The organism is Psychrosphaera sp., assembly GCF_982872775.1.
The window spans coordinates 79864-91025 of sequence record NZ_CEYNSH010000008.1 but is presented as its reverse complement, the minus strand read 5'-3'; the positions used below and the strand labels follow the sequence as shown (position 1 = coordinate 91025).

At 41.5% G+C, this 11162-nt stretch carries 9 protein-coding genes; 2 read left to right on the top strand and 7 right to left on the bottom strand.

Annotation, left to right across the window (positions count from 1 at the left end; translation table 11 throughout):
* The 7 genes from AC4E96_RS04145 to dusB all read right to left on the bottom strand — a co-directional run.
* On the bottom strand, nucleotides 1-639 hold a 639-nt coding region (locus AC4E96_RS04145; RefSeq protein ID WP_490254976.1), incomplete at its 3' end, for an arginase family protein.
* Nucleotides 640-652: 13 nt separating this feature from the next.
* Nucleotides 653-1138 carry a ribonuclease E activity regulator RraA gene (gene rraA / locus AC4E96_RS04140; RefSeq protein WP_488031693.1) on the bottom strand — a complete coding sequence of 162 codons (486 nt, stop codon included), beginning with the start codon at nucleotides 1136-1138 and terminating at the stop codon, nucleotides 653-655.
* A gap of 265 nt (nucleotides 1139-1403) precedes the next feature.
* Nucleotides 1404-2543: a DUF4785 domain-containing protein gene (locus AC4E96_RS04135; RefSeq protein ID WP_490254975.1), complete on the bottom strand. Its 1140-nt coding sequence runs from the start codon at nucleotides 2541-2543 to the stop codon at nucleotides 1404-1406.
* Between the two features lie 9 nt (nucleotides 2544-2552).
* Nucleotides 2553-3407 (bottom strand): lipase family protein, encoded by an 855-nt coding sequence (locus AC4E96_RS04130; RefSeq protein WP_490254974.1) that lies wholly within the window; start codon nucleotides 3405-3407, stop codon nucleotides 2553-2555.
* Between the two features lie 562 nt (nucleotides 3408-3969).
* Nucleotides 3970-5571 carry a bifunctional phosphoribosylaminoimidazolecarboxamide formyltransferase/IMP cyclohydrolase gene (purH, locus tag AC4E96_RS04125; RefSeq protein ID WP_490254973.1) on the bottom strand — a complete coding sequence of 534 codons (1602 nt, stop codon included), beginning with the start codon at nucleotides 5569-5571 and terminating at the stop codon, nucleotides 3970-3972.
* 98 nt (nucleotides 5572-5669) lie between these two features.
* A complete protein-coding gene (gene fis / locus AC4E96_RS04120) occupies nucleotides 5670-5960 on the bottom strand; it encodes a DNA-binding transcriptional regulator Fis (RefSeq protein ID WP_208831440.1) in 291 nt (96 codons plus the stop codon).
* Nucleotides 5961-6029: 69 nt separating this feature from the next.
* Nucleotides 6030-6992 carry a tRNA dihydrouridine synthase DusB gene (gene dusB / locus AC4E96_RS04115; protein WP_488031689.1) on the bottom strand — a complete coding sequence of 321 codons (963 nt, stop codon included), beginning with the start codon at nucleotides 6990-6992 and terminating at the stop codon, nucleotides 6030-6032.
* A 425-nt stretch (nucleotides 6993-7417) separates the two neighbouring features.
* Between dusB and AC4E96_RS04110 the strand changes: the two genes are divergently transcribed.
* Both AC4E96_RS04110 and AC4E96_RS04105 read left to right on the top strand, forming a co-directional pair.
* Entirely contained in the window at nucleotides 7418-10042 is a 2625-nt protein-coding gene (locus tag AC4E96_RS04110; RefSeq protein ID WP_490254972.1) for a TonB-dependent receptor plug domain-containing protein, read from the top strand.
* Between the two features lie 271 nt (nucleotides 10043-10313).
* The coding region (locus tag AC4E96_RS04105) for a putative porin (protein WP_490254971.1) at nucleotides 10314-11162 on the top strand (849 nt) is incomplete at its 3' end.

The window sequence follows — 11162 nt, the reverse complement described above, 5'->3', positions numbered from 1 at the left end:
CACACAGTACTTCTCTAAGAAACCATGAGCGTGAGCATATCTAAAAGGGTTACCAGAATGGCGCCCTTCCATGTCACGAAAATCGGCATGTGGGTCTAGATTTACACAGGACACCTTTTGATTGAGTGCGCTGTTGACTGACTTGATGATAGGGTAGGCGTTATTGTGCCCTCCACCAATCACAATGACATGAAAACCCTCAGCAAAAATAGGTGTTAGTACCTCAGTTACTCTCTCATCTAACCGGCCGACCAACTCTCTTAAGCTGACAAGTTTATGATCTGAAATGACGGCATGGTTACTTTGCTTTTGAAGATCGTCAACCTCGACACTACCTAGTAACATGACTTGGGACCAGTCAAAAAACTGATTGCTTTGTTGATTAAAGAAAACAGGAAGAAATTGCTGCCAACCGTGTTTACATCCCCCCTTACCGCAATTTGCTCTAGGGCCAATGTCCTCAGGAATCCCAACAATAATAAACTTAACGCCGTTGGCTTTTGCTGACGTCAGGTTTTCTTTTATTGTTTTTGCTGGATCGGGTAAGAAGACATCATCGGCGACATGACGTTCGTTATCGCGCTTATTTTTGTATGATTGAATATCACTAACATCAATGTAATTTAAATATTGTGTCATGACTGTTTTATCGCTATTCAATATCCAAAGGATCCGCCGAAAGTATAGTACCCGTACTATCTGCGTATAGATGATCATCCGGTAAAAAAGTGACGCCTGCAAAATTGACCGCTACATCTTCCTCGCCAATTCCCTGGTCATCAGCACTCACTGGAATCGAGTTAAGAGCTAAAATGCCTATATTAAGGTCTTCTAGCGCGTCGACCTCACGAACACTGCCATAAACGACTAGGCCTTCCCAATTATTCTCAGTAGCCAATTCTGCAATTTCGGCATCGATTAAACCACGACGGGTAGAGCCGCCACCGTCAATAACCAAAACCTTTCCTCGACCGTCTTGCTGTAAAATGGTTGCAATGAGAGCGTTGTCTTCAAAACATTTTAATGTTTGCACTTGGCCGCCAAAGGACGTTATGCCTCCATAGTGTTCAAAGATTGGATCAAGCACATCAACATGTTCTGCGAAGGTGTCGCATAGTTCGGACGTATTGTATTGCATATTGACCTCTTTTTTGAATCTGTGGTGAGTAAAAGGTGATTAGGTTTACTTCTTTAAAACGGTTCGACTCGCTTCTAAAAAGTATAGAACTATCTTGAAGTTACTGCCCAGTATATAACCCAAAACGCACAATTCAAGAAACACATTTCAATAAAAGTGTTTCACGAGATTCAATGTGTAAAACAAAAAAAGAAGACAAACGAATTTGTCTTCTTTTTATTACGATTTCGATAAAACCGAAATCCCTTTAGTTAGTGAAAAAAGGCTAGCGACGCCTAATGGGTAGAGTGACGTCGTCGACGTTGTCACTGCTGCCCTGACTAGGGTACATTTTGATCATTCTCGTTTGGTCCGTCAGCTCCAAATCAACCAGGGTGTACTTACCTTTGGCTTTCTTTGAAAGTTGAAAAGGCAAATCAAACGTATCTACATGATCAACATGCCGGGCAACTTCAATTGTAGCCAGTTTCTTGAGCTTGCCTTTTTGTCTTTCAGCAAGCGTTGCTTTAATCGAGTACCTTCCTGGCATATCAGCGGTAACCGGAATACTCACGTCTACGCGATTGTTAGCTACTTGATATGACTCAGAGCCAACACTTGCCGTTTGAAGTTCATTACTAAATGGCATTTTTATAGAGCGCTTTAATTGTTCACCGTTAACGTCCATAGTGACCAATGCTTCAATTTCGTAATAACCATTTCTGGCACCAAGCTCTCGAAGCGGTTGATCAAAATAGACAGAGTTACCGTCAAACTCGAGGTTAACCTGTTCATCATTAGAACTATTTAAGCGTAGCTGAACTTGCTGTTTCTTTGGCTTTTTACCATTTAATTCGAGCTCTAACTCGAGTGAGTCACTCTTATGAGCTTTTTTGAATTGGTTTTTGGCCTTTAAAATATGTTTGGAGCGTTTTTCAATGACATGAACAAGATACTTGTCTGAATCATTTAAGGCTTGTTCTGTTTTTAAAATAGCATTCTTACTTTGGCCAATACTTGCCAGTGCAATACTGCCGTCATCAAACCCAGCGTCACGCATTTGCTGTTGACTCATTTTTCGTTGAGCTTTCAACTCTTTGCGGGTTTGTTTATCAACTAACTTAAGTTGCTTTAACTCTAAACCTTTAGGCTTGAATACCTGGCCATTATCAAAGCGTGCTTTCGGCGCGACTCTGATAAGTGGCTCGTTGTCCGTGATACTGAGTTCTATACCGGCTTTCAGCTCTTTACCACTATACGTTTGCCAGTATTCCTGGCTCGTTTTGGAAATAGAGGTTTGAGGTGTTGTTTTGGCTTGAACTTGTTTGTATTGATATACGGTTTGTTTGGCTGCAACCTGTCCACTGAACAGCAGAGGAAGTGCACACATAGTGAGTGAGCAGGTCAAAAACGTCATATTTTTCATGATCAGCTCCTAGATACGTGTACTGATGATTGATGGAAGGTTAAAGCAGTTACGTCGACTTTGCTGGTGGCTAAGTGGCTCTCTGCCTCTGGTCTTACTCTTATCAGTAAACCAGGTGGAGCCTGCAAGTGACTGAGACGAGCAATTGAGAAAACCATCTGAACACGAATCAAGCCAGTTTTGTGTCACTTCTAATGCAACTTGATTCTGATAACCAGCACAATAAGAATCGCCATCCCATATTGCTGAGTCAACATCACTACCTACAATGTTTTCAAAGATGACGGGTAGGCCTGGTCGACCTGGAGTACCATATAGCCAACTCGCATTGTAAGAGGCCATCCAAGAAACTTGCTGCATTTTGACTGCGTCATTGGCAAAACCTAATAACCAACCAAGTGTAGATTCAAAGGCGTTGCCATTTACGACAGCATCGGCCAAAGGCGTACCACCACTAGAAGGAGCAATTGCTATGACTCGAGAGGTTTTGTTAATAATATTTGGATAGCGTGAATCCCATGTTGGATTCGACATAATCCAGCGAACGACGTTGCCGCCATTAGAATGGGTGATTATTTTTAAGTTGGTGATGTTTTTGGCGTTAATAAAGCTGGTTAGCTGACTCGCTAAACATCCAGCGGCACCATCGCGCCACATGTATTGCTCAAAGTCGCAGTTAATGACCGTGAAATTGTTAGAGTTCGGTAAACCCTTTGTCACGTTGCTTATAAATGATCCAGTCCAGTAATCATCGTACGCGTTAGTTTGTTTTCCTGTGCCATGGACAAATGCGACTCCTTCATTCGCAAATGCATGGCAACACAGCAGGCAAGCTGCAATGATACTCGCTTTAATTATCTTCATTATTTAAATTTCCTGTTGATTAATATCACTTTATTGCACAAGTGTGTGCGGTGATTATTTTTTAATTTTTATGTTTGTGAGGTGTGACCTCAGACCATAAAATAGTCAATTTAAGAATGATTGCAAATTGTTTATTTGCGCCAAAATGCGAGTGAAATGTAGAGTAAATACTTAAAAGGAAGTGTAAAAGTTGATATTTAAAGGTGGGTAAGAAAATTCTAATATAATTTTGATATTGTAAGTGGAATGAAAATATTTTTCTTATATTATAATTTTTTGGAATTTTTGACTTTGGGTGTTTCTAATTTAGTTAAATCAAATTTTTTAGAAGTAATGGCGAGTTACAAGTTGAGTAGCATTGAATAAAATTAAATTGAAGAGAAGACAAAACGACAAGCAATGCAAAGAGTTGATAAAAGAAACAGCGATTTGGATAAACCAAAATCGCTGTTTTTACTTCGATATTGTATAGGTGTTAACTGACTTCTAGCACCTCTATACACTTCAACTTTAATGGCAGCACCTAAAAGGCTAAAGACTTAATCGGAACGGCCAGAATAGTTTAGTGACGGAAGTGGCGCATACCTGTAAATACCATTGCAATTCCGTGCTCGTCGGCCGCTGCAATAACTTCTTCGTCACGCATTGAGCCACCAGGTTGGATGATTGCTTTGATACCAGCTTCTGCCGCCGCATCAATGCCATCGCGGAATGGGAAGAACGCATCTGAGGCCATAACTGACCCCGGCACTTCTAAACCTTCGTCAGCCGCCTTTATACCAGCGATTTTTGCTGAATAAACACGGCTCATTTGACCAGCGCCTACACCAATAGTCATTCCGTCTTTAGCATAAACAATGGCATTTGATTTAACGAATTTAGCCACTTTCCAGCAGAACAATAAGTCTTTAAGTTGTTCTTCAGTCGGTTGAACTTTAGAAACAACTTTTAAGTCATCTAAAGTGATCATACCTTGGTCACGGTCTTGAACTAAAAGGCCGCCGTTTACGCGCTTAATATCAGGTGCTGTGGTTTTGTTTGACCACTCACCACACTCTAATAAACGTACATTCTTTTTAGCTGCCACTATTTGGGCTGCTTCTGAGCTGATTGATGGAGCAATAATAACTTCAACGAACTGACGTGAAACAATAGCTTCAGCGGTGTCCGCGTCTAACTCACGGTTGAATGCAATGATGCCACCAAATGCTGAAGTCGGGTCGGTTTTGAACGCGCGGTCATACGCAGCAAGAATTGAATCATCAACCGCAACACCACAAGGGTTTGCGTGTTTGACAATGACACATGCTGGTTTATCAAATTCTTTTACACATTCAAGGGCCGCATCTGTGTCAGCGATGTTGTTGTACGACAATGCTTTACCTTGTAGCTGCTTGGCTGTTGAAATAGAGGCTTCCATTTCGCCTTGGCTGTTGTTTTCTGTATAGAACGCCGCCGCTTGGTGACTGTTTTCACCGTAACGCATCTCTAACTTTTTAGTGAACTGCATATTTACAGTGCGTGGGAATTTAGACTGCTCTACTTCATCTTTGTTTTCTGAGTAGTCAGGTACTTTTGTACCGAAGTAGTTGGCAATCATGCCATCGTATTGTGCTGTGTGCTCAAAGGCCGCAATCGCAAGATCGAAACGTGTTTCGAGTGTTGTTGCGCCTTCATTAGTGTTTAATTCTTCAGTAATACGAGTGTAGTCACTCGCATTGACCACAATTGTCACGTCTTTGTGGTTCTTCGCCGCTGCACGAACCATCGTTGGTCCACCGATATCGATGTTTTCTACTGCATCTTCAAGTGTGCAGTCTGGATTTGCAACTGTATTGGCAAATGGGTAAAGGTTAACAACGACCATGTCGATAGCTGAGATGTTGTTGTCCGCCATAACAGCTTCGTCTTGACCACGACGAGCTAAAATACCGCCGTGAATTTTAGGGTGAAGGGTTTTGACACGACCATCCATGATTTCTGGGTGACCTGTGTGATCAGAAACTTCAATTGCGTTTACGCCGTTTTCAGTAAGTAGTTTGAAGGTTCCACCCGTTGATAAGATCTCAACTCCGTGAGATGCCAACGTGCGCGCGAATTCTACTATACCAGTTTTGTCCGAAACGCTGATAAGTGCGCGGCGAACAGGTCGTAATGTATCCATTGAATATATAACCTTTATTTATGTAGTTGTAAGAATTTTAGTTCAGAAACAAAAAAGCACCTGTTAAGGTGCTTTTTGCGGTGCCGGCCGCAGCCGAATTAGTTCATACCGTATTTTTTTAACTTCTTGCGAAGTGTGCCACGGTTAATGCCTAACATGTTCGCAGCTCTTGTTTGGTTGCCGCGAGTGTAAGTCATAATCTCTTCTAGAAGTGGCTTTTCTAATTCAGATAAAACCAACTCATATACATCAGTAGAATCTTGACCATTTAACGTTTGTAAGTAGTTACGAACTGCTTTTTTAACTTCGTTACGTAACGGCTGAGGCTTGTCAGCTGTTTGAATGTGCGCATTTGTAATGAACGGAGTTTGTACGTTTTGATCAAACATTGTTTACTTCTTCTCTCTAAAATTGTTAAGACTAATGGTTGCCGTGTTGTGCCCGACAACAGAATTCAATTAAATTTGTTCGAAAAACGCATTTAATGTATCGAGCTGAACTTCACCCGACTCAATAGCATTAAATTGCTTTCGAAATGACTTATCCGTGTCTTGATCCTCTAGGTACCACCCGACATGCTTTCTAGCAATCCGGGGCCCCATCACATCGCCATATAGTTGGTGCAAATTCGCGACATGCTCCAACAATATGCTACGAACCTCTTCCTTCTCTGGTGGCGCCAGAATGTGACCGGTACGTAAAAAGTGGTCGACTTCACGAAAAATCCAAGGTCGACCTTGCGCAGCACGACCAATCATAAGACCGTCGGCTTTAGTAAACTCTAAGACTTCCTTTGCTTGCTGAGGTGTTCTGATATCACCATTTGCAACCACAGGAATACTTACCGTTTCCTTAATTTCTCTAATAGTGTGGTATTCCGCTTCGCCTTTATACATGCAAGCGCGGGTTCGACCGTGTATCGCCAAACTTTGAATTCCATTCCGTTCTGCGATTTTCGCGATTTCCACACCATTGCGATTTTCGGGGTTCCAGCCCGTACGTGTTTTTAATGTCACTGGGACATCAACCGCACTTACCACAGCTTTGACGATTTTCTCGACCAGCTCTGGATATTGCATTAAAGCGGAACCCGCCATTTTCTTGTTCACTTTTTTGGCTGGACAACCCATGTTGATGTCTATGATCTGCGCACCGTTTTTAACGTTGAACGCAGCTGCCTCTGCCATCAAGTCAGGATCTGCACCGGCGATTTGTACAGAACGCAATCCTGTCTCACCCATGTGGTCCATTCGATTTAAGGATTTGTCGGTCTTCCACACCTTTGGGTTAGAAGAAAGCATTTCCGAAACCGCAAGGCCGGCACCCAGTCTTCGACATAATTGTCGAAATGGCCGATCTGTCACTCCCGCCATAGGTGCAACAATAAGATTGTTGTCTAAGGTGTAAGGACCTATCTGCATTAACTGTATACCTACCTATATAAGACGCTAGCCAAAGGCTGTTCCAAAAAAGGGCGGCAAGTTTACTGTTTTTTTCGACAAAATCAAAGGTTGTTTTTTAAACAAATTTTGTGTTTTTTTCAGTCTGAACTATTGACAAATAAAAATTGAATATTTGCACCTGATTAAGTGGTTAAAAAGTGATTGATTTTCTTTGAGGTACGCATTTTTCAAGGCCTAAGGTCAAGAAGTGTATAGTTATGAATAGGTATGCATAAATAAATCTAAATAAACAAAAGCAGTAAAACTTTTTACTAACTTTTCTCTGGTAGGGCTTGTAATACTTCTACTATTTTGATTTATTGACATTAAGTCTATGAGTTCGTTTGGAAAAACGTAAGTAGTACTTAATAGATGGATTATCACATTTCTAACAAGGAAATATAATGAAAAAGAAAGTTAGCTTTAAAAAGGCCCGCGTAGCAAGCGCGATCATTCTAGGTTTGGCCAGCACTGGCACTCTTGCTTTTGCCGACGAAGTAAAAGTAGATGAGTCAGTGGAACGTATTCAAGTCACTGGTTCTCATATTAAACGCCAAGATTTAGAAGGCCCGTCTCCTTTAACATCGATTTCATCAGAAGATATCGCCAAGACAGGTGTAACTGACCTAATCGGTTTATTCACTAAATTACCTATTTCTGGTCAGGGAACGTTCTCGACTCAGGGTAATAGTTCGGATGACACAGCAAACGGTGGTTCGAGTGTTTCTATTCGTGGTTTAGGTGCAGACTCAACACTTATCTTAGTAAATGGCCGTCGAGTTTCTGTTTCGCCTTTTGCTAAGGGTATCGATACAGCATTCGTAGATATCAACAATATTCCATTATCAGCGATCAAACGCGTTGATATTCTAAAAGACGGTGCATCAGCAACTTATGGTTCAGATGCAATCGCAGGTGTAATTAACGTTGTTCTTAAAGATGACTTTGAGGGTGTAGAGCTTTCTGCTAAAGTCGGTGGTACGAGCGACGGTGGAGGCGATGAACAAAACTTTAGCATGTTGTGGGGCAGCGGTGGTGAAGGTGTAAATCACACGTTCATCGTTGATTACTACAAGCGTGGCGAAATCATGTACGCTGACCGTGACTACTCAAAATCAGCAAACCAAGCGGCATTAACGGGTCGTCCTGATGCGGTAGATTTTAGAAGTTCATCTGGCTTCCCAGGTACGATTGCACTCCGTTCAGATCCAACAGACCGTATGCCTGATACGTTTGGTAATGATGTATGTCCAGCGGATCAAATCGTAGGTGACTTATGTCGTTACGATTATGCGCCACATATGACCATGGTCCCTTCAACTGAGCGCTTTAGCTTCAATTACATGGGTAGCTATGAAATTACTGACTCTATGTCGGCGTTTACTGAGCTAAACGGTCAAAATGCACGTTCGACAATCAAAGGTGCGGGTAGCCCAAGCTTTAACGAATTATTCATGGACGGTGACAACGTAAACCATCCATTTGCTAATGATCCAACTCACCCATATTACCAACAAGACTTGACTATGCGTCGTCGTATGGTTGATATCGGTAACCGTAAAAAAGAAGCGGATACAGATTACTACCGTAGCGTTATTGGTTTGAAAGGTTTCACAAATAACTGGGACTGGGAATTAGCTTATAGCTACATCAAAAACGAAACCACTGAACAAGGCGTAGATGGTTTCCCTAACATGCGTCGAGTTCAAGAAGCGATTGATTCAGGTATGTGGAACCCGTTTGAGCCTTCTTCAAACTCTGCAGAATCTTTAGCTTATATCGAAACAACGACGAACCGTATCGGTAAATCAACCAACCGTTCATTTGACGGCTCTGTGTCTGGTTCAATTATGGACTTAGAACACGGTGAATTAATGTTAGGTGTTGGTTTTGAGCACCGCACTGAATCAATCAGTGATAACCCAGACGACCAATACATCCGTGGTGAAATCTTTGGTACTGAGGCAACTCAAGCCAATGGTGAGCGCGATAATACCGCTATCTTTGCCGAATTAGGTGCACCAGTACTTGAAAACGTTGAGATGCAGTTCGCGATTCGTCACGAAGATTACAGTGACTTCGGTACGACTACTGACCCTAAAGTTGCTTTCATGTGGACGCCAAATGAAGACATGACGGTTCGTGGTTCATGGGGTACAGCGTTTAGAGCACCTTCGTTGCACCAACTTGGTTTGGGCCGTACCGATGAGTCTCCTAACCTAGTTGATAGCGTACGTTGTGAAGCGGTTGGTAACGTAAACAAAGCGTGTGAGCCTCAAGAGTACACTGCTGTATTTGAAGGTAACCCTGATTTAGGCCCTGAGGAATCTGAAAGCTACAATGTCGGTGTTATCTATGAATTCGAGAATGACTTAAGTCTTTCGGTTGATTACTACAACTATGCAATCGAAAACATCATCGATTCAGATACTCAGTTTGTGTTTACAAACTTCGGTGCTGATCCTGCCGTTGTTGACCGTTTGCCAACAGCTGATCCAAGAGATCCAGGTGAAGTTGTTACTATCTATGACTCTTTCCAAAACATTGGTGACTTGAATACCTCTGGTTTAGACATTGATGTTCAATATGGTCTAGATACGGACATGGGTGCGTTTAACTTCAGCTACGTATTAAACTACGTACTTGAATTTGAAGATTTACGCCCAGGTGCCAATGGCGGTCAACGTGTTAACGCGGTAGAAGGTGACTTTGAACAACCAGAAGTACGTTGGACATTTAACTCTTCATGGGCGGTTGAAGACATGAACGCTAGCTTAGCGGTTAACTACATTGGCGAGTTCGCGGGAAGTGCAGACGCTGGTTTTGGTGACAAAACTATCGATGCAATGACCACAGTCGACGTAACGTTTAGCTACTTAGTTGACGACAACACAACGTTTACTTTAGGTGTAACTAACTTGTTTAACGAAGAACCGCCATTCAGTCATCATGACTTCATGGGCTTTGTTAACTCCACACATACAGGCCAAGGCCGATTTGGTTACGCAAAAGTGGTATTTAAGCTTTAATACCATTAGCAATAATCAATGTAGAGGCTTTATTTAATGAGTCTCAGAATGAAAGGTCAGCGATTGCTGGCCTTTTTTATTGCAATCGAAAAAAGTTAAAAAATATCTAAGTACTTTTAAGTTTTACAAAAAATTACATTTCATAACATCAGTTTATCGACTCGTTTGTTATAACTAGAACAACACGTCATGGTGTTGAACAACAAGAGTTATTTATAAAGCGGTTTTCTCTTATTAGTTCTATGACAATGTCTATTTAAAAGGAAACTTTATGCGAATTTCACCACTGTTATTATTGTTGGCGTCGACTTCAGTGTTTGCTAACGAATATCAATCAATTACTAAATTGACTCACGCCAATTTTGATGAACAACGTTCTACTGATAATTCGACAGCAATAAGTACGATTTACTATCTTAAAAAGAAAAACACATTAGGGCCATTAAACGAGTTCGATTACATTAATACGACTAATAATGTCTTTGGTAGCTACACCAACCACTCTGATTCGAATTTTGGTTTTGGCGGTGAAATGTTCCACAATCAATGGCAGTTAGGTGGCTCTTATTCAACGACCGATAGTGATTTTGTAGATGGGTCGACAGCGAGTATTACTTTAGGCTATTTAGTACAACCTAATTTACTCGTTAATATCGAACACACTAGATATGACGCCGACTATAAGTCTCCTTACGGTAATTCGGAGTCATTTTCAGATAATGACACGAGCTTAGGCTTACAATACACGCATGCCATACAAGGGAAAGATTATTTGGGTGTGACAGTCGATGTCGATAGTAGCTTTGATAGAGTTTCAGCATCGACAAAATATTTTAGTCATCTGGGGGAAGAACGATATTTAGCTTTAGGTGTATTTGTTAGTGATTACGAAGACAGTAAACCAATTGTTGGGGTCGACGGAACACATTACTTCAACCAACGCACTTCTGTGTCAGTTAGAGTTATGCGAAATACTGAAGTTGACGTGACCTCTTCAATACTTAGCGCACAACACTTCATAAATGAAAACTGGTCGGTAGGCTTAGCTTATTCGTCCAATGAAGTAGAGAGCTTTGATGGAATGCAAACAAGAGTTAAAGACGCTAACGCAATTAGCTTT

What these genes read in the sequence shown, in the direction of transcription:
- rraA (WP_488031693.1), bottom strand. Translation starts at nt 1,138, where the DNA reads ATGCAATACAATACGTCCGAACTATGCGACACCTTCGCAGAACATGTT.
- AC4E96_RS04135 (WP_490254975.1), bottom strand. Translation starts at nt 2,543, where the DNA reads ATGAAAAATATGACGTTTTTGACCTGCTCACTCACTATGTGTGCACTT.
- AC4E96_RS04130 (WP_490254974.1), bottom strand. Translation starts at nt 3,407, where the DNA reads ATGAAGATAATTAAAGCGAGTATCATTGCAGCTTGCCTGCTGTGTTGC.
- purH (WP_490254973.1), bottom strand. Translation starts at nt 5,571, where the DNA reads ATGGATACATTACGACCTGTTCGCCGCGCACTTATCAGCGTTTCGGAC.
- fis (WP_208831440.1), bottom strand. Translation starts at nt 5,960, where the DNA reads ATGTTTGATCAAAACGTACAAACTCCGTTCATTACAAATGCGCACATT.
- dusB (WP_488031689.1), bottom strand. Translation starts at nt 6,992, where the DNA reads ATGCAGATAGGTCCTTACACCTTAGACAACAATCTTATTGTTGCACCT.
- AC4E96_RS04110 (WP_490254972.1), top strand. Translation starts at nt 7,418, where the DNA reads ATGAAAAAGAAAGTTAGCTTTAAAAAGGCCCGCGTAGCAAGCGCGATC.